Raw genomic sequence first — 18,550 nt, forward strand, 5'->3', positions numbered from 1 at the left:
GCTGCCGGGTACCCCGTCGCAGGCGGGTCACGACCGGGCGGGTCACGACGGGGCGGATCGGCCGGGCGCGGGAGGAGCGGACGGGCGGGTCAGTGCTCGGGGCGGTCGGGTGCCGCGGCGTCGGCCGCCGCCCTGACCGGGGTCACCGAGGCGGCGTCGGCCGGGGGATCGAACGGTGCCTCGGCCGGAGGCCCGTCGGGTGCGCCCGGTACGGCGGTGCCGCCGGGCGCGGCCGGGGGAGGCTCCCCGGCCGGGGCGTCGCCGTTGCCGAGGGCGTGCGCCGGTGGCGCGGGCGGTGCCGGTGCCGCGGGCGCTGCGGTCCCGGCGGGGCCCGGTGGCTGCTGGTGGGCCCGTTCCAGGAAGCGCAGGAGCTCGACCGGGAAGGGCAGGACCAGGGTGGAGTTCTTCTCGGTGGCCACCGCGGTCACCGTCTGGAGCAGCCGCAGTTGCAGCGCGGCCGGTGTGTCGGCCATCTGCTGGGCCGCCTCGGCCAGTTTCTTCGACGCCTGGAACTCCGCGTCGGCGTTGATGATCCGGGCCCGCCGCTCCCGGTCGGCCTCCGCCTGCCGGGCCATGGACCGCTTCATCGTGTCCGGCAGGGAGACGTCCTTGATCTCCACCCGGTCGATCTGCACGCCCCAGCCGATCGCCGGGCTGTCGATCATCAGCTCCAGGCCCTGGTTGAGCTTCTCCCGGTTGGACAGCAGATCGTCCAGGTCGCTCTTGCCGATGATCGAACGCAGCGAGGTCTGGGCCATCTGGGACACCGCGAACCGGTAGTCCTCGACCTGGATGACCGCGCTGGCCGGGTCGACCACCTTGAAGTAGACGACCGCGTCCACCCGCACGGTCACGTTGTCCCGGGTGATGCCCTCCTGGGCGGGGATCGGCAGCGTGACGATCTGCATGTTGACCTTGTACAGCCGGTCCACGAACGGCACGATCATGGTGAAGCCGGGATCGCGCGGGCCGACGAACCGGCCGAGCCGCAGCACCACCCCGCGCTCGTACTGTTTGACGACCCGGGCCGCCGCCGCGAGGTACACGAGACCGGCGCAGCCCGCGGCGACCACGGCGGTCAGTACGTCCTGAAGCATGATGACGACTCCTCGGCAGTCGTCCCGCGCCCGTTGCCGGGCCTCACTCCACGATAGGCCCGGCCCGAGAGGACGGTCGAGTCCCCGGAGCGCCACGGTCCCGGCGGCCGGGAGCGGACGGGCGGGGCCGCCGGTCAGGAGGGTTCGACGAGGACCTTGGCGTCCCGGGCGAGCGCGGTGAGCCGGGATATCGCGCGGAAGTACTTCTTGCGGTAGCCGCCGTTCAGCATCTCCTCGCTGAACAGCCGGTCGAAGGGCCGTCCGGAGGCCAGGACGGGCACCTCGCGGTCGTAGAGCCGGTCGGCGAGGACCACCAGCCGCAGCGCGGTCGACTGGTCCGGCACCGGGCCGACCCCGGTCAGGCAGACGGCCCCGAGGCCGTCGGTGAGCGCGCCGTAGCGGCTGGGGTGCACCCGGGCCAGGTGTCCCAGCAGGTCGGTGAAGTCGTCGAGGGAGGCGTTCTCGGTGGCGTGCGCCGCCTTGGTGACCTGCTCGTCGGAGAACGGGGCCGGTGCCTCGGGCAGGCCGCGGTGGCGGTAGTCCTCGCCGTCGATGCGCAGCGGGCGGAAGTGCGCCGACAGGCCCTGGATCTCGCGCAGGAAGTCGGCGGCGGCGAACCGGCCCTCGCCGAGCTTGCCCGGCAGGGTGTTGGAGGTGGCGGCGAGCGCGACGCCCGCGTCGACCAGCCGGCCGAGCAGGGTGGAGACGAGCACGGTGTCCCCGGGGTCGTCCAGCTCGAACTCGTCGATGCACAGCAGCCGGTGCCCGGACAGCGTCCGGACCGTCTGCTGGAAGCCGAGGGCGCCGACCAGGTTGGTCAGCTCCACGAAGGTGCCGAACGCCTTCAGGGCGGGCTCGGCCGGGGTGGCGTGCCACAGGGAGGCCAGCAGGTGCGTCTTGCCGACGCCGTAGCCCCCGTCCAGATAGACGCCGCGGGGCCCGGCGGGCACCTTGGGGGCCTTGGCGCGGCCGAAGCCGAAGAGCCCGCGCCGGGCGGGACCGGCGGCGTGCGCGCCGCCGAGTCCGGCGGCGAAGCCCTCCAGGACCCGCACGGCCTCCGTCTGCGTCGGCTGCTTCGGGTCCGGGATGTACGTGGCGAAGCGGACCGAGTCGAACCGCGGCGGCGGCACCATCTCGGCGACCAGCCGGTCCGCCGGGACGTGCGGCTCGCGGGCGCACAGGGAGAAGGGGGCGGCGGGGGCGGCACCGGTCACGGGGCTGAGCCGGGAGCCGGCTGTGGAGGACGACACGGTTCCCCATGGTAAGGCGCGTGGAACACTGCACGGCATGCGACGCCTGTTCCCTGTGACCGAAGAAACACCAGCCCAGCCAGCGAAGGGGGCCGACGGGACCGGCCCGGGGAGTGTGCCGGACGCCCTCGCGGACCGGGAGTGGACCCTGGCCGAGCTGGCCGCCGCCTACGCCTATCCCGAGCCCGCGCCGGGCGGCGGTACGGCCTGGCTGCGGGCCAACATGGTCTCCACGCTGGACGGGGCGGCGCAGCACGAGGGCCGTTCGCAGCCCATCTCCGGCGCCGCCGACATGCGGATCTTCGGCACCCTGCGGGCGCTGGCCGACGTGGTGGTGGTCGGCGCCGAGACCGTACGGCAGGAGGGCTATCGCCCGGCGCGGGCGCGGCCGGAGTTCGCCGCGCTGCGGGCGGCGGCCGGGCAGGGCCCCGCCCCGGCCATCGCGGTCGTCACCGCCAGTCTCGAACTGGACTTCTCGCTGCCGCTGTTCACCTCGCCCCTGGTGCCCACGCTGGTCCTCACCGGAGCGGCGGCGGCCCCGGACCGCATCGCGGCGGCCGAGAAGGCGGGCGCCCGGGTGGTGGTCGCCGGTGACGGGGTCGGGGTGGACCCGCCGCGGGCCGTGCGGGCGCTGGCCGGTCTCGGGCACACGCGGCTGCTGACCGAGGGCGGCCCGCGGCTGCTCGGCCAGCTGGTCGCCTCCGGCGTTCTCGACGAGCTGTGCCTGACCGTCGCGCCGATGCTCACCGCGGGCGACGCGCAGCGCATCGCCGGCGGCCCCTCGGTCGCCGTCCCGCACCGGTTCGCCCTGGCGTCCCTGCTGGAGGAGGAGGGTTTCCTGTTCAGCCGGTACCGGCGGGCCTGACGGCGGCCCCGGAGGATCCGCGGCGAGCGGTGCGCGGCCCGCCGTGTCCAGGAAACGGAATTGGTAATTCCGTTCAGGTGGTGGCAGGCGGAGGAAAAGCCGCGATACCCGTGCGATCACAGGGCAGGATGGTTTCTGCGGGGGCTGCTTCGGCCCACACGGAGGTAGCAGAGAGGGCGCGGCCCTCACACGAGAAAGGGCGTCTGGTGTTCACAAGCGTACTGATGATCGAGAAGGCCCTGACGTCCGCCGACGTGGAGTTCGTCACCACATTGCACGGGGAGGAGCAGGTCGCCTTCCACGTACTGCTCCAGCCGCGCGGCGACCAGGCCGACCGGCTGCTGCGGGCCATCGACGACATCGCGCTCGGCGAGATCGACGAGGCCGCGCGCGAGGGCGGCACCCCGGAGGGCGAGGCGGCCAAGCCCGAGGGCGAACAGGCCCTGGAGGTCTCCCTGACCGCGCTGCACGCCGCCGGCCGGCAGGCCGACGGCAGACTCGTCGAGGACCACCCGCTGGACGCGCTGAAGTCCCTGGTCGCCGAGGTGGGCGCCGACGAGGTGATCGTGCTCACCGATCCGCACTATGTGGAGGAGTTCTTCCACCGCGACTGGGCCTCCCGGGCCCGCCACAAGGTCGGCGTGCCGGTCCTGAAGCTGTTCTCCCACAGCAAGGCATAGGCTGGGGCGGCGCCCCGCGCCCGCGGCCGGCGCACCTCGTACAGCTGCCGCACCACCTGGGGAGAACAGCGCATGGCACCCGGCCTTCCTACCGCCATGGACCGACCGCACTTCATCGGCATCGGCGGCGCCGGAATGTCGGGCATCGCCAAGATCCTCGCCCAGCGCGGCGCCGAGGTGGCCGGCAGCGACGCCAAGGAGTCGGCGACCGCCGAGGCGCTGCGCGCGCTGGGCGCCACGGTGCACATCGGGCACGCGGCCGGGCACCTCGCCGACGACGCGACCTGCGTCGTCGTCTCCTCGGCGATCCGGCCGGACAACCCGGAGCTGGTGCGCGCGGCCGAGCTGGGCATCCCGGTCGTCCACCGCTCCGACGCGCTGGCCGCCCTGATGCACGGCCTGCGCCCGATCGCGGTGGCCGGCACCCACGGCAAGACCACCACCACCTCGATGCTGGCCGTCTCCCTCACCGCGCTGGGCCGGGAGCCCTCGTACGCCATCGGCGGCGACCTGGACGCCCCCGGCTCCAACGCGCTGCACGGCACCGGCGAGATCTTCGTCGCCGAGGCGGACGAGTCCGACCGCAGCTTCCACAAGTACGCTCCCGAGGTCGCCATCGTCCTCAACGTGGAACTCGACCACCACGCCAACTACGCCTCGATGGACGAGATCTACGAGTCCTTCGAGACCTTCGCCGGGAAGATCGTGCCCGGCGGCACGCTGGTGATCACCGCCGACCACGAGGGCGCCCGCGAGCTGACCCGGCGCCTGGCGGGCTCGGTGCGCACGGTGACGTACGGCGAGTCCGAGGACGCCGACGTGCGCGTCCTGTCCGTGCGGCCGCAGGGGCTGCGCAGCGAGGTCACCGTCCTGCTGGACGGCGCCGAACTGACCTTCACGGTCTCGGTGCCCGGCCGCCACTACGCGCACAACGCGGTCGCCGCGCTGGCCGCAGGTGCCGCCCTCGGGATCCCGGCCGCCGAGCTGGCCCCGGCGCTCGCGGCCTACACCGGTGTCAAGCGCCGCCTCCAGCTCAAGGGCGAGGCCGCCGGTGTCCAGGTGATCGACTCCTACGCCCACCACCCCACCGAGATGACGGCCGACCTGGAGGCCATGCGCGGCGCCGTGGGCGACGCCCGGATCCTGGTCGTCTTCCAGCCGCACCTGTTCTCCCGCACCCAGGAGCTGGGCAAGGAGATGGGGCAGGCGCTGGCGCTGGCCGACGCCTGCGTGGTGCTGGACATCTACCCGGCCCGCGAGGACCCCATCCCCGGCGTCACCAGCGAGCTGATCATCGAGGCGGCACGGGCCGCGGGCGCCGACGTCACCGCGGTCCACGACAAGGCCGAGGTGCCGGACGCGGTCGCGGGAATGGCGAAGGGCGGTGATCTTGTTCTCACCATGGGCGCGGGCGACGTCACCGACCTCGGACCGTGCATCCTGGACCGTCTGAAGAACTGAGTGAGGAGCTGAGGGCTCATGGCGTACGACGTGGAGAAGCCGGACGAGCAGTGGCGCGCGGAGCTGAACCCGGCCGAGTACGCCGTGCTGCGGCAGGCCGCGACCGAGCCCGCCTTCACCGGTGAGTACACCGACACCAAGACCGAGGGTGTCTACTCCTGCCGGGCGTGCGGCGCCGAGCTGTTCACCTCGGACACCAAGTTCGAGTCCCACTGCGGCTGGCCGTCCTTCTTCGACCCGAAGGACAGCGACGCCGTGGAGCTGCTGCACGACCGGTCCCACGGCATGGTGCGCACCGAGGTGCGGTGCGCGCGCTGCGGCTCGCATCTCGGACATGTGTTCGAGGGCGAGGGGTATCCGACCCCGACCGACCAGCGCTACTGCATCAACAGCATCTCGCTGCGGCTGCGGCCCGCGGAGGGCTGAGCGGGCCGTCGCCCACGGCGCTTTGCGGCGGTCCGCTGTGGTGGGACACTGATTGTGGTGGGACAATATAGGACACAGGTGGCGTCGTTGGCGCCACCGGTTGTTTCGCCGCATCTCCGCAGAGGCGGGTGGAAGACATGGGCACAGCGTCCAACGTCGTACTGGCCGTGGCGCCGCACATCTGGGCCACGTTCGGTGCCTTCATCGGCGGGCTCGTCGTCGTGGTGGCGCTCGTCTGGGCCGTGGGCATGGGCATCGGCGTGATGCGCCGCGAGCCCAAGCGGCCCGAGACGTCCGAGCAGCCGCACCTTCCGGTCACCGGCGCGATCGAGGAGATCAGCGAGAAGCGCGAGCCGGACGAGGTGCACTGCGGCGACGACGGCAAGCGGATCCTGCCGCACGAACTGCACGGCGCCGGCACCCGCCGCAGCCAGGACCAGCACCGCAGCCGCTGGGCCCCGGGCGGCAGCGGCTCCTTCGGCAGCGGAGGCCCCGGCCGCACCTGATCCCGACCGATTCCCCTCCCGACGCGACCCGCACCGCACCGCACGACAACCCACATCCCGCGTCCCGCACCGCACCCGCCCGCCGACCGGTCCGACGGCCCCGGCGGGCGGTCCGGTGCGCGGACCGGAGGTGCGGCCTCCGGGCGCGCCCGGCGCGTGGACCGGCAGAGGCCGCGCCCTGCGCGCGGGCGGCCGGATCTCGTCCTGTGCCAGGCGCGTAGGGGGGCGGCCGTTCCCAGGGCGGCGGCCCCGCGCGCCCCGGGGCGCCGGGACGCGGGGGTTCCGGGACCCGGTGGCTCCGCCGTGGAGTCCGGCGGTCTCCCGCGCCCGGCAGCGGCGTACGGCCGTGCACCGGGGCGGCGTACGGCCGTGCGCCCCTGTCCCGGGGCCCCGGCCCGGCACCGATGCCGCAACCCCGCCGCAATCACAGGCGTCTAGACTCTCTCCGCAACGGCCCGCGCGACCGTGGCCGAGAGCGGGCAACTCCTGCCAGACCCGAAGGGTATGCGGCGTTTTGATACGCATAGATTCAGTCACCAAGCGGTACCCGGACGGCACCGTGGCGGTCGACCGGCTCTCGCTGGAGATACCGGACCGTTCGATCACCGTCCTCGTCGGACCGTCCGGCTGCGGAAAGACCACCACGCTCCGCATGATCAACCGCATGGTGGACCCGAGCGAGGGCCGCATCCTCCTCGACGGCGCCGACATCAGGGAACAGCCCGTCAACACCCTGCGCCGGTCGATGGGTTACGTCATCCAGAACGCCGGGCTCTTCCAGCACCGCACCATCGTCGACAACATCGCGACCGTGCCCCGCCTGCTGGGCTGGAGCAAGCAGAAGTCCCGGGCGCGCGCGGTGGAGTTGATGGAGCGCGTCGGCCTCGACGCGGCGCTCGCCAAGCGCTACCCCTACCAGCTCTCCGGCGGCCAGCAGCAGCGCGTCGGCGTGGCGCGGGCGCTCGCCGCCGATCCGCCGGTACTGCTGATGGACGAGCCGTTCTCCGCCGTCGACCCCGTGGTGCGCAAGGGGCTCCAGGAGGAACTGCTCCGCATCCAGGGCGAGCTGGGCAAGACCATCGTCTTCGTCACCCACGACATCGACGAGGCCATCAAGCTCGGCACCATGGTCGCGGTGCTGCGCACCGGCGGCCGGCTCGCCCAGTACGCCCCGCCCGCCGAGCTGCTGACGCACCCCGCCGACGCCTTCGTCGAGGACTTCCTCGGCACCGACCGGGGCATCCGCCGGCTCTCCTTCTTCGGCACCGACGAACTGGAGCTGCTGACCGGGCCGATCGTCGCCGTCGACTCCACCGCCGAGCAGATCGCCGCCCGCACCCGGGCCGACGTGCCCTACCTCCTCGTCACCGACCTCGAAGGACGCCCCCTCGGCTGGAGTGACCCCGACGGTCTGACGCCCGGCCGGATCGACCAGGACCGGCTGCTGCCCCACGGGCGGCCCTTCGCGCGGGGCGAGTCGCTGCGCGCCGCCCTGGACTGCGCGGTGCTCTCGCCGACCGGCTGGGCGGTCGCCGTGGACGAGTCGGGACGCGCGGCCGGGGTGGTCTCGCAGCAGGCCATCGGCGCCGCCATCCGCGCCGCCCACGCCGAGGGCCACAAGGACGCCGCCACCGACGCCAGGGTCGCCGGATGAACCGCTTCTTCGACCTGCCGAGCGACCTCCAGCACAGCTGGTTCGGACTGATCGGCCTGCATCTGCGCGAGGCGCTGCTGCCGGTCCTGGCCGGACTCCTGGTCTCCCTGCCGATCGCCCAGCTGTGCGTGCGCTTCCGCTGGCTCTACCCGCCGGTGCTCGGTCTGACGACCGTGCTGTACGCCGTCCCGTCGCTGGCCTTCATCGTCTTCCTCATCGACTACACCGGCCAGACCGAGCTGACGGTGATGATCCCGCTCGCCGTCTACAGCCTGGTGGTGCTCGTCCCGGCCATCGTCGACGGTGTGCGCGCGGTGCCGCAGGAGACGCTGGCCGCCGCCACCGCCATGGGCCTCGGCCCCGTACGGCGCTACTTCCAGGTGCAGCTGCCGATCGCGGTGCCCGCCATCTTCGCCGGTCTGCGGGTGGCGACCGTGTCCAGCATCTCCCTGGTCAGCGTGGGCATGCTGATCGGCAATCAGGGCGCGCTCGGCAACCTGCTCAACGACGCGAACATCTACCACCGCCCCGAGCTGGCGGTGAACTCCGTGGTCACCACGGCGGCCCTGGCCATCCTCGCCGACGCCGCGCTGGTCGGCGTACGGCTCCTGCTGACCCCGTGGATGCCGCGCGGCACCCGCCGCCGCGGACCGCAGGCCGAGCCGGAGCCGGCCGCACCCGCACCGAAGGACGCCGCCCGGTGAACGTACTGCACTTCGTCAACGCCTTCTTCAGCGACAGCGCCCACTGGCACGGCTACGACGGCATCCCCACCCGGCTCGCCGAGCACCTGCGGTACTGCCTGATCGCGCTCGGCATCGCCGCCGCCATCGGGCTGCCCGTCGGCCTGGTCACCGGGCACTACGGGCGCGGCGGCAACACGCTCGCCTTCCTCGCCACCGCCGGGCGCGCGCTGCCCAGCTTCGGACTGCTCGTCCTGATGACCATCCTGGTCGGCTTCGGGCTGCTGCCCGTCATGGTGCCGCTGGTCGTCCTCGCCGTCCCGCCGATCCTGGTGACCACCTACGAGTCGATGCGCTCGGTCGACCCGTCGCCGGTGGACGCGGCCCGCGGCATGGGCATGCAGGAGTCGCGGATCCTCTTCCAGGTCGAACTGCCCGTCGCGCTCCCGCTGGTCCTGAGCGGCCTGCGCTCGGGCGCCATCCAGATCGTGTCCACGGCGACGATCGCCGCCTACGTCGGCATCGGCGGCCTGGGCCGCTATGTCATCGACGGGCTCTACCAGCGCAACTACGAGAAGGTGGTGGGCGGCGCCAGTCTGGTCGCCGGTCTCGCGCTGGTGACCCTGGTGCTGTTCTGGGCGGCGGCGCGGTTCGCGGTGTCCCGGGGCGTACGGCGCGGCGCCTGACACCCGCTGCCCGGCGCGGGGCACCCGACGACGGGCAGTCCGGCGCGGGGACCGGGCGGGCGCGGCCCGCCGCGCCCGCGCCGGGCCGCCGTCAGGCCCCGGTCCTGGCCAGCGCCAGTTCCAGCACCACCAGCAGCGCGTCGCGCACCGAGCCGCGCTCACGGGCGTCGAAGACGACCACCGGGACGTGCTCGGACACGTCGAGTGCCCAGCGGACCTCTTCGAGGGAGTGCTCCACGCGGCCGTCGAAGGCGTTGAGCGCCACCGCGAACGGGATCTGCCGGTGCTCGAAGTAGTCGACGGCCGCGTAGCAGTCGTCCAGGCGCCGGGTGTCGACGATGACGAGGCCGCCGACCGCGCCCTCCACGATGTCGTCCCACATGAACCCGAACCGCTCCTGTCCGGGCGTGCCGAACAGGTACAGCTTCAGCGTCGGGTCGATGGTGAGGCAGCCGAAGTCCATGGCGACCGTGGTGGTCGTCTTGCGCGGTGTGTGGGTGAGGTCGTCGACGCCCGCGGCGACCTCGGTGATGGCCGCCTCGGTGGTCAGCGGCTCGATCTCGGAGATGGAGCCGACCGCGGTGGTCTTCCCCACGCCGAAGCCGCCCGCGATCACCATTTTGACCGGCAGCGGCGGCCGTACGGCGCTCTGCCCGGCCGCCCCGGCGGCGGCACCGCGGGCGAGTTGTTCAGTCGGTGTCACGGAGTACTCCCCGGGAGTCGGGGATGGCCCGCAGGCCATCGATAACCCTGCGCAGGACGGAGGCGTCGTGGGTGGCGCCGGAGTCGGGCACGTGCACCGTCAGCTGCCCGGCGGCCCGCAGGTCCTCGGCGAGCACCCGTACCACGTTGAGGTGCAGCCGCAGCCGGGCCGCGAGTTCCGCGATGGACTGCGGCACGCGGCAGGCCGCGATGATGTCACGCTGTTCGAAGGAGAGGCCGTCCAGCGCCGCGAGCCCGGCGGTGGTGGCCACCACCTGGGTCTCCACGGGCACCGGCCGGCCCGCGGCGGTGGGCGCCACCCGGCCGGCCGTGACCAGGAACGGCCGTACGGCGGGGGCGGGGCCCACCGGGTCACCTCCCGGGGGCGGGGAGCCGTCCGCCATGGGTCCTACTTCCTTCCTCGACCGGCGGTGGCCGGTCAGCGCGCCGACGTGGCGCCGACGTTGTTCTTCAGTTCCAGGACGAGCTGCGGGCTGAGCGCGGCACCGGCCCGGTTGGCGAACAGCGTCATCTCGTAGGCGATGTTGCCGAGCTTGGCCTCCTTGTCGGTGACCACGCCGAGCACCGCGCCGCTGCCGATCGCGGAGACCAGGACGTGGCCGCCCTCCAGGTCGATGATGACCTTGTTGAGGGCGCCGAGGCGGTAGTTGCCGGAGGCACCGGCGGCCAGGCTGGTGATGCCGGAGACGATGGCGGCCAGCCGCTCGGAGTCCGCGTGCTCGCGCAGTTGCGAGACCGCGATGAGCAGACCGTCGGAGGAGACCGCGATGGCGTCGACGACACCTGCGGTCTCGGTCGCGAAGCGGTTGAGCAGCCAGGTGAAGTCGGCTGCGGCGGCCTGCAGATCGGTCGGCGTGGTGCCTCCCGTCGGAGTGTCACCTGTCGACGTGCTCACTGCTCGGCTCCTTCCGGGAGGTCGTTCTGGCGGGGCGTGCCGGGGGTGGCGGGACGCGAAGAGGCGGGGGGAGAGGCGGGCGGGGCGGTGTCCGGCGGGCCGGCGTCCTCCGGGCCGACGGGCGGGGTGGCGGGCGGGGTGGCGGTGTCGCGGTGGGCGCGCTCCACCGCCTCCTCGAACTCCTCCAGCGCGGACCGTACGGCCTCGGCGTCGGCCGGCCGCGCGCTCTCGTGGGCGTTCGCGGCGGAGGCGTCCGCCGTGGTGCGCAGGGTCGCGCCGCGCACCCGCCGGCGCAGGGGCCGGGAGGCGGGTTCCGGGCCGGACGCCGTCCGGTCGGGCGCCGCTTCCATGGGCGTGGCCTCCTTGCGGGCCCGGGGGATGAACGGGGCGGGCGCCGCCGGGGGTTCGGGGGCGGGTACGGTCTCGACCGCCGCCTCTCCGGCCGTACCGGCACCGGCCGTACCGGAGCCGATCGTGCCAGTGCCGGTCGTATCGGTACCGGTCGTATCGGTGTCGCTCGTGCCGGGACCGGCCGTGACCTCGTCGGCGGGCTCGCGCCGGGGCAGCCGGCGCGGGAGCGGGCCGGGTTCGTCCTCGTCGGCCGGGGCGTGCGCGGGCGCCACGGCGGTCGCGGGCCTGGGTCCGCCGGCACCGGACGCTCCGGCGGCGCCGGGCGCGTCAGCGGGGGCCGCCCCGGGCGCGGTGTCCGCGCCGGTCCGCCGTCCGGCCGTTCCCGCGGCCTCCGCCGGGCCCGCCATGGCCACCGCGCTCAGTGACAGCAGCAGGGCGGACGGGATCACGACCTCGGCCGTGACACCGCCGCCCGGGGTGCGGGTCAGGGCGACCTCGATCTCCCAGCGGCGGGCCAGCGTGCCCACCACGAACAGGCCCAGCACCTTGGTCGGCACCACGTCGAGGCGTTCGCGGCGGATCAGCCGGGCGTTCTCCTCGGCGAGGCGCTCGGCGCTCATCCCCAGACCGTGGTCGGCGACCGCGATCGACGCGCCCTCGGCGTTCGAGCGCACGGTGACCTCGACGGGGCTGCCCGCCGGGGAGAACGACACGGCGTTCTCCAGGAGTTCGGCCACCATCAGCGTGAGGTCGCCGATGATGTCCGGCGCCACCATGACCTCGGTCTCGGCGTACAGCCGTACCCGCTGATAGCCCTCGATCTGGCCGAGCGCGGCCCGCACCACGTTGGTCAGGGCGGCGGGTCCGGCGTCCAGGACGGTCTCGCGGATGCCGGCCAGCAGCATCAGGCTGTCGGCGTTGCGCCGCAGGCGTACGGCGATGTGGTCGATGGAGTAGAGGCGTTCGAGCAGGGCCGGGTCGGTCTCGCCGCGCTCGACCGCGTCGATCAGCGCGAGCTGGCGGGTGGTGAGGTTGCTGACCCGGCGGCCGACGTTGCCGAACATCTCGGCGACGTTGCGGCGGCTGAGCACCTGGCGCTCCAGCAGTGCGGCGGCGGTGGTCTGCACCTGGTTGAAGGCCGTCGCGAGGTCGCCGATCTCGTCGCGTGCGGTGACCGGCACGTCCCTCAGCCGGGGCGGTCCGCTGTCGTCGGCGTCGTCGTCGGCGACCCGGGCCAGCTCCCGTCCGGTGGCGGCGGAGACCTCCTGCGCCGCCCCGGTCAGTGCCTGCACCGGCCGGACCACCGAGCGGCGCACGGCCACCGAGAAGCCGAGCCAGAACAGGAAGCCGAGCAGCGCGGCGGCCAGCAGCCCGGCGGCGCGCCACCACGCGTCGGACGAGGCGGTGTCGGCGGTGTCGGCGATCTCGCCGATGAGTGAGGAGGCGATCTGGAGCCGGGCGGCGGCCTGCCGGGGGTAGGACGGGTAGTCGGCCAGCGCGTCCTGGAAGGCCCGCCGGATCTTGTCCGGGGTGTTGGCCTGCAGACCGCTCGGGTCGATCTGGAGTTCGGCGTACGCCTCGGCGATCCGGCGCTGGTCGGCGGTGTGCTCCATGCCCGCGAGCCGGTCGGCCTGGGCGGCGGTGGCGAACCGGGTGAAGCGGTCGGCCTGGTAGGTGTACAGCTCGTAGGCGCCGACCGCGCCGGTGAACTCGATCAGCGCGTTGGTGTCACCGGTCGTCGCCGAGAACACGCTCGTCTCGAAGGAGCTGTGGGCGGCGTCGGCGCGCAGCAGGGAGTCCAGCAGATTGCCGGTGAAGGTGGCGGCCAGCGCCGGGTTGCGGTCGAGGCCGAGACCGTCGATCAGGTTCTTGGCGGCGCCGGTGTAGGCCGGGTCGATGTTGTCGGCGGGCAGATAGCTCTGCTCCACGGTGTCGCGCAGACTGGTCAGGCCCTCGATCTCCTTCAGGGCCTGCGCCTCGGTGGCGGGCAGCCGGTCGCCGAACGCCCGCCGGACGGCGGCCACCTGGGCGTCGACGGCGGCCTGCGCCGCGCGGTAGGCGGTGGCGGAGGGCCGGGAGCCGACGCCCTTGGCCTCGTAGCGCACGGAGAGCAGGACGGCCTGCTGGTGCTCGGCCTCCACCCGGTCGACGAGCGCGGCGACCTGCGCGCTGTCCCGCACCAGCCGGGCGGCGGCCGCCGCGTCCCGGGCCTGGCCGACCTGCCCGGCGATGAGGTAGGCGAGCAGCAGGCCGACCACGGCGAGCGGGACACCGACCAGGACGTTGAGCTTGCGCCGGAAGGGCCACCGGTCGGCGAATCCCCTGATGCCGCCGGCCGGGGGCGGCGGCGGGACCTGCCGGGCGGGCGCGTCCACCTCGTTCGTGGACACCGGGCCTCCTTCGACGGGTGTCTCCACCCGGACGGTCGTGACAACGATGATGCGCGACGACACCGGAGCGGCCCGAGTCCACCGCTGTGACCGATGTCAACTGCGCTGGAATCTATCGCTTCTTCGCAGCCCGGTCCGACGCGTCCCATGTCAAGAATGCATTACGAAGCAATCGCTTGCGCTTCACAAGTGCGCCAGGATCGACGCCAATCGGTGACCTGGCTGCCCTTGACCGATCGAGAAGCGGCTGGATTGGATCAGTAAAGTGCGGCGTTCCGCATGCCGTACGTGTTTGTCCCCGTAGTTCAGGCGGCCCACGCGGCTCGCACCGTCCATGTACCGCCCCCATGACTTTCCGACCCGGAACGAGAATTGTGACTTCTTACGCGAAGAGCACCAGGTCCAGCACGAGGCGCACCGGCACGGCCGTCGTCACCCTCGCCGCCACCGCCGCACTCGTCGCCGGGTGTTCGTCCTCCGACGACAAGTCCGGCAGCGACCCGCTCGCGGGCGGCAAGGCCAGTGGCGACAGCGTCGTCGTCGGCTCCAACAACTTCGCCGAGAGCATCCTGCTCGCCGACATCTACGGCGAGGCCCTGAAGGCGAAGGGCGTCAAGGTCACCTACAAGCACAACATCGGCAGCCGCGAGACCACCTACGGCCTGCTCAAGAACGGCTCCGTCACCGTGCTGCCCGAGTACAACGGGGCGCTGCTGGCCTATCTCGACAAGGACGCCGCTCCCAAGACGGTCGCCGCCACCACGGCCGCGATCGGCGCCAAGCTCGACCCCAAGCTGACGCTGCTGGAGCCCTCGCCCGCGCAGAACAAGGACTCGGTCACCGTCAACGCCGCGACGGCGGACAAGTACAAGCTGACCGACAAGTCCTCCATCGCCGACCTCAAGGACGCGGCGAAGGACATGGTCATCGGCGGCTCGCCGGAGTTCCAGACCCGGCAGCAGGGCCTGCTGGGCCTGAAGTCGCTGTACGGCCTGGAGTTCAAGTCCTTCAAGGCGCTGGACGCGGGCGGCCCGCTGACCCAGGCCGCGCTGAAGAAGGACACCGTGCAGGCGGCGGACGTGTTCACCACGGACCCGACCATCGCCAAGGAGAAGTTCGTCGTCCTCCAGGACCCGAAGAACCTCTTCGGTTTCGAGAACGTGCAGCCGCTCGTCCACAAGAGCGGTCTGGACAAGAAGGGCGTCGACGCGCTCAACGCGCTCTCCGCCAAGCTGGACACGGCGACCCTGCTGGATCTGGACACCCAGGTGCAGTCGCAGAACAAGGACCCGCTGGACGTCGCCAAGGCGTGGCTGAAGTCGGCCGGCCTCGTCTGACCCGCCACCGCGCACCGGCGCGGACCGCACCACCGCGGGAGCACGGCGCCACCGCGGGACCACCGGAACACAGGACCATCAGGACGCAGGGATGAGCAGCACGGCGTGGGCGCCCCGGGAAGCGGGCCGGGCCCGCGTCGTGCTGGACGGGCGCGAGCTGACCCTGGACGACGTGGTCCGCCTCGCCGACGCCTCGGCCGAACCCGTCGTACCGGCCGAGGCGCTGGCGCGTGCCCACCGCTCCTGGAAGGCGGCGGACCGGCTGGCCCGCGCCGGCCGGCTCTACGGCCGCGGCACCGGGGTCGGCGCGCACCGCTCGGTGCCGGTGGAGGATCCGGAAGGGACCGGGCACGGCCTGCGGCTGCTGCGCAGTCACGCGGGCGGCGCGGGCGCCGAGCTGCCCGCCCGCCATGTCCGGGCGATGCTGGCGGTCCGCGCCAACCAGCTCCTGGCCGGCGGCTCCGGCATCCAGCCCGCTTTCGTCACCGCCCTCGCCGAGGCGCTGCGCCTCGGCGTCCACCCGGCCGTCAACGAGTACGGCGGTCTCGGCACCGGCGATTTGACGGCCCTGGCCCAGACGGGCCTGACCCTGATCGGTGAACGCCCCTGGCGGACCGCCGCCCCCGCCCCCGGCCCCGCTTCCGCTTCCGACCCTGGAGCCGCTCCCGCCCCCGGCCCCGCCGCCGTCCCGGACGGCGCGGGCGGGCCGTCCACGCCCGCGCCGCCCACCGGCCCCGCACCGGCCGCCGCACCCACCGGCCCCGCACCGGCCACCGCGGCCGCCGCCACGAGCCCCGCCGTGGTCGCGCCCGTCGTCCCCGAGCTGCCCGCTCCGGTCGTCCTGCGGCCCGGTGACGCGCTCGCGCTGCTCAGCAGCAACGCGCTCACCCTCGGCCAGGCGGCCCTGGGCTGCCACGACCTCGACGTGCTGCTGCGGGCCACCCACGCCGTGGCGGCCCTCTCGCTGGCCGCCGTCTCCGGTTCGCTGGAGGCGTACGCTCCCGAGGTGCACGCCCTGCGCCCCTACCCGGGAGCCACCCGTGCCGCCGCCGAGGTGCGGCGACTGCTCGGAGAGCCCGGGGGGACGGGCAGCGGCGGTGCGCGCCGGATCCAGGACCCGTTCGGATTCAGGGCCTTCCCGCAGGCGCACGGTCCCGCGCTGGACGCGGCGGACGCGCTGCGCCGTGTCGTGCGGGCCGAGGTCAACTGCCCCTCGGAGAACCCGCTCATCGGCGCCGACGGCACCACCGCCCACCACCACGGCGGCTTCTACGCCGCTCCGCTGAGCCTCGCCCTGGACGGACTCAACCTCGCGCTGCTCCAGACCGCCCAGCTGTCCGCCGCCCGCCTCACCGCGCTCGGCCGCCCGGACCTCACCGGACTGCCCGCCTTCCTCGCCTCCGGACCGGCCGGCAGCTCCGGCACCATGATCCTGGAGTACACCGCCAACTCGGCCCTGGCCGAGCTGCGTGCCTGCGCGCTGCCCGCCTCGGCCGGTCACGCGGTGCTCTCCCACGGACTGGAGGAGGCGGCCAGCTTCGCGCCCCAGGCGGCCCGCCAGACCCTGCGCGCGGCGGACGCCTACGCGACCGTCCTGGCCTGCGAACTGGTCACCGCCGTGCGCGCGTTGCGCTGCTTCCGGGAGCCGCCGCGCCGCGCGGTGTTCGCCGTGGCCGCCGCCGCGCTGCCGGCCGGTACGGAGGACCGGCCGCTGACGGCCGACGTCACGGCCGCCACCCGGCTCCTCCCGGTGCTGGCCGGGCTGTGACCGCACACCGGCGGCGCGCACCCGGGCGCGGCGGCCGTCCGGTTCCGCCGGACCGGCCGGGTCCACCGCCGCCCGCGTGCCGCCATCGCCCCGACCGGGCCGCTCAGAGGTCGAACTCGTGCGGCGGCAGGTCCAGCGCGTAGCACGCCTCGCGGACCACGGCCTGCTCGGTCTTGTCGAAGTCGCCGTCCGCGCCGCCGATGACGATGCCGATCTGCACGACCGCGCGGGCCTCGGCGGGCTTCTTCTTCGCCTTGGCGATCTCCTGGAGCACGCTCACCTTGCCGAAGGCGAAGTCGGCGGTCAGCTTGTTCAGATTGTCCTCGAAACGGCGGCGCAGATCGTCGGCGGGGAAGTTCTGCAGGACCTCGTTGGTGGCGATCAGCTGGGCGACGCGCTGCCGCTCCGAGGGGTCGACGGTGCCGTCGGCGGCGGCCACGAGCGCGCACATCGCCATGCTCGCGTCGCGGAACGCACCGCTCTTCAGGTCGTTCTTCTTCGCCGTCAACTGGGTCTGCATCTGCGTCGCGGAGTCCTTGATGCGGTCCCACAGGGCCATGGTCGCTCTCCAAAAGGTCGGAAGTCCGCACCGGCCGCGCACGGGAACCGGTGCGGCCGGGACGGTCAGGTCAGATCTACAGCAACGTAGAAACTAGCGGGGCGCCGGATAAGTTCCGCCCGCCGCCCGTGAGGCCGGGACCGGTCCGCGAGGGGCCTCCGGCCGCCGCCGCTACGATCGCGTCCATGGCGAGGCGTGGAGTGCGGCGGCGGACCTCTTCCCGTGCACCGTCGAGTGCCGCCGCGCGGCGGACCGACGTGCGCGTGCGCCGATGTCGACGTGTGGCCCCCGTGCCGCGCCCACGTTGATCAAAATAAAACCGCGCGCCCTGTTTTTATCGAGTCTGCTTTCGCCTTGCTTTGAGGGCTTTTCCGCTGATTATTCGGGGTAAACGGGACTGCCGTTCGCCTGGTGACGGACCGGGCGAGTGGGCTATCGTAGGCTCGAACGAGAAACAAACAGCATGCCCCGTTCGTTACATCCCTGGAGTGTTCTGGCCATGGCGAGGCAGTTACGGGCCGAGCAGACGCGCTCGACGATCATCACGGCGGCTGCCGACCTGTTCGACCGGAACGGCTACGAACGGACGAGCCTCAGTGACATCGTCGAACACGCGCAGGTCACCAAGGGTGCCCTGTACTTCCACTTCGCGGCCAAGGACGATCTGGCCCACGCCATCATGGAGTTGCAGGCCGCGGCCCTGCGGCAGGTGACCGGAGAGGTGGAGGGGCGGAACTGCTCGTCCCTGGAAGCGCTGATGCGCATCACCTTCGCGTTCACCCGGCTCTCCGTGGAGGGGCCGATCGCCCGTGCGGGACTGCGGCTCGCCACCGGCGGGGTCGAGGTGCGCGCGCCGCTGCGCCACCCCTTCACCGAGTGGCTGGAGATCGCCACGCACCGGCTGCTGGGCGCGGTCAAGGAGGCCGACATCCATCCCGACGTCGACGTCCAGGCCGCGGCGCGCTCCCTGGTCTCCTTCTTCGTCGGCACCCGTGTCACCGGCCGCCCGCTGGAGCCGGTGGCCCGGCTGCCGCGCCGGACGGCCGAGATGTGGCACCTGCTGATCCGCGGCCTGGTGCCCGTGCCCCGGCGGCCTCGCTATCTGAGCCTGGCGGTGCAGCTGGAGCGCGACATCGAGCCCGGCTGAGCCGACCTGAGCCCGGCTGAGCCGACCTGGTCCCCGGTGAGCCGAACTGGACCACGATTGACCGCGGCCGGA

General features: G+C 73.2%; 18 protein-coding genes. 11 read left to right on the forward strand and 7 right to left on the reverse strand.

Translation table 11 applies throughout. The features are described 5' to 3' along the window. Positions 1-89: 89 nt before the first annotated feature. On the reverse strand, positions 90-1,097 hold the full coding sequence (locus R4Z62_RS26935; protein WP_491521125.1) for a slipin family protein: 1,008 nt from the start codon (positions 1,095-1,097) through the stop codon (positions 90-92). A gap of 134 nt (positions 1,098-1,231) precedes the next feature. Continuing rightward, complete coding sequence (gene zapE, locus R4Z62_RS26940) at positions 1,232-2,347, reverse strand: cell division protein ZapE (RefSeq protein WP_491521126.1); 1,116 nt, start codon at positions 2,345-2,347, stop codon at positions 1,232-1,234. Positions 2,348-2,384: 37 nt separating this feature from the next. Between zapE and R4Z62_RS26945 the strand changes: the two genes are divergently transcribed. The 8 genes from R4Z62_RS26945 (at position 2,385) to R4Z62_RS26980 (ending at position 9,308) form a co-directional block, all read left to right on the forward strand. Further along, positions 2,385-3,212 carry a pyrimidine reductase family protein gene (locus tag R4Z62_RS26945; RefSeq protein ID WP_491521127.1) on the forward strand — a complete coding sequence of 276 codons (828 nt, stop codon included), beginning with the start codon at positions 2,385-2,387 and terminating at the stop codon, positions 3,210-3,212. 206 nt (positions 3,213-3,418) lie between these two features. Further along, entirely contained in the window at positions 3,419-3,892 is a 474-nt protein-coding gene (locus tag R4Z62_RS26950; protein ID WP_173860903.1) for an indole-3-glycerol phosphate synthase, read from the forward strand. A gap of 72 nt (positions 3,893-3,964) precedes the next feature. Beyond that, entirely contained in the window at positions 3,965-5,353 is a 1,389-nt protein-coding gene (murC, locus tag R4Z62_RS26955; RefSeq protein ID WP_491521128.1) for a UDP-N-acetylmuramate--L-alanine ligase, read from the forward strand. A gap of 18 nt (positions 5,354-5,371) precedes the next feature. Beyond that, on the forward strand, positions 5,372-5,779 hold the full coding sequence (msrB, locus tag R4Z62_RS26960; RefSeq protein WP_064535836.1) for a peptide-methionine (R)-S-oxide reductase MsrB: 408 nt from the start codon (positions 5,372-5,374) through the stop codon (positions 5,777-5,779). A gap of 137 nt (positions 5,780-5,916) precedes the next feature. Then, positions 5,917-6,285 carry a DUF6479 family protein gene (locus tag R4Z62_RS26965; protein WP_018564401.1) on the forward strand — a complete coding sequence of 123 codons (369 nt, stop codon included), beginning with the start codon at positions 5,917-5,919 and terminating at the stop codon, positions 6,283-6,285. A 514-nt stretch (positions 6,286-6,799) separates the two neighbouring features. Further along, positions 6,800-7,939: an ABC transporter ATP-binding protein gene (locus R4Z62_RS26970; RefSeq protein ID WP_491521129.1), complete on the forward strand. Its 1,140-nt coding sequence runs from the start codon at positions 6,800-6,802 to the stop codon at positions 7,937-7,939. Beyond that, positions 7,936-8,643: an ABC transporter permease gene (locus R4Z62_RS26975; RefSeq protein WP_064535838.1), complete on the forward strand. Its 708-nt coding sequence runs from the start codon at positions 7,936-7,938 to the stop codon at positions 8,641-8,643. The genes R4Z62_RS26970 and R4Z62_RS26975 overlap by 4 nt, the downstream gene beginning before the upstream one ends. Continuing rightward, positions 8,640-9,308 (forward strand): ABC transporter permease, encoded by a 669-nt coding sequence (locus R4Z62_RS26980; protein ID WP_491521130.1) that lies wholly within the window; start codon positions 8,640-8,642, stop codon positions 9,306-9,308. The genes R4Z62_RS26975 and R4Z62_RS26980 overlap by 4 nt, the downstream gene beginning before the upstream one ends. Positions 9,309-9,399: 91 nt before the next feature. Here the strand turns inward: R4Z62_RS26980 and R4Z62_RS26985 are convergent, their stop codons facing one another. The 4 genes from R4Z62_RS26985 to R4Z62_RS27000 are packed head-to-tail and all read right to left on the reverse strand — an operon-like array spanning position 9,400 to position 13,667. Next, positions 9,400-10,011, reverse strand: coding sequence for a GTP-binding protein (locus R4Z62_RS26985; RefSeq protein ID WP_064535840.1), 612 nt, complete (start codon positions 10,009-10,011; stop codon positions 9,400-9,402). Then, on the reverse strand, positions 9,998-10,414 hold the full coding sequence (locus tag R4Z62_RS26990) for a DUF742 domain-containing protein (protein WP_018564396.1): 417 nt from the start codon (positions 10,412-10,414) through the stop codon (positions 9,998-10,000). Before R4Z62_RS26990 ends, R4Z62_RS26985 begins: the two co-directional genes overlap by 14 nt. Before the next feature lie 35 nt (positions 10,415-10,449). Continuing rightward, complete coding sequence (locus R4Z62_RS26995; protein ID WP_018564395.1) at positions 10,450-10,926, reverse strand: roadblock/LC7 domain-containing protein; 477 nt, start codon at positions 10,924-10,926, stop codon at positions 10,450-10,452. Continuing rightward, positions 10,923-13,667 carry a sensor histidine kinase gene (locus R4Z62_RS27000; RefSeq protein WP_491521131.1) on the reverse strand — a complete coding sequence of 915 codons (2,745 nt, stop codon included), beginning with the start codon at positions 13,665-13,667 and terminating at the stop codon, positions 10,923-10,925. The genes R4Z62_RS26995 and R4Z62_RS27000 overlap by 4 nt, the downstream gene beginning before the upstream one ends. 374 nt (positions 13,668-14,041) lie before the next feature. On the opposite strand from R4Z62_RS27000, the gene R4Z62_RS27005 reads away from it, so the two are divergent. Both R4Z62_RS27005 and R4Z62_RS27010 read left to right on the forward strand, forming a co-directional pair. Further along, positions 14,042-15,004, forward strand: a complete 963-nt coding sequence (locus tag R4Z62_RS27005; protein WP_064535842.1) for an ABC transporter substrate-binding protein — start codon at positions 14,042-14,044, stop codon at positions 15,002-15,004. 91 nt (positions 15,005-15,095) lie between these two features. Continuing rightward, the gene (locus R4Z62_RS27010; RefSeq protein ID WP_491521132.1) at positions 15,096-16,772 is read left to right on the forward strand and encodes an aromatic amino acid ammonia-lyase; all 1,677 of its coding nucleotides are present in this window, start codon (positions 15,096-15,098) and stop codon (positions 16,770-16,772) included. A 103-nt stretch (positions 16,773-16,875) separates the two neighbouring features. Here the strand turns inward: R4Z62_RS27010 and R4Z62_RS27015 are convergent, their stop codons facing one another. Continuing rightward, entirely contained in the window at positions 16,876-17,331 is a 456-nt protein-coding gene (locus R4Z62_RS27015; RefSeq protein ID WP_018564391.1) for a tellurite resistance TerB family protein, read from the reverse strand. 499 nt (positions 17,332-17,830) lie between these two features. Here R4Z62_RS27015 and R4Z62_RS27020 point away from each other — a divergent pair, with 499 nt between their 5' ends. Further along, positions 17,831-18,478: a ScbR family autoregulator-binding transcription factor gene (locus R4Z62_RS27020; protein WP_018564390.1), complete on the forward strand. Its 648-nt coding sequence runs from the start codon at positions 17,831-17,833 to the stop codon at positions 18,476-18,478. Positions 18,479-18,550: the final 72 nt, after the last annotated feature.

This window comes from Streptomyces sp. PL-25, from assembly GCF_058344915.1.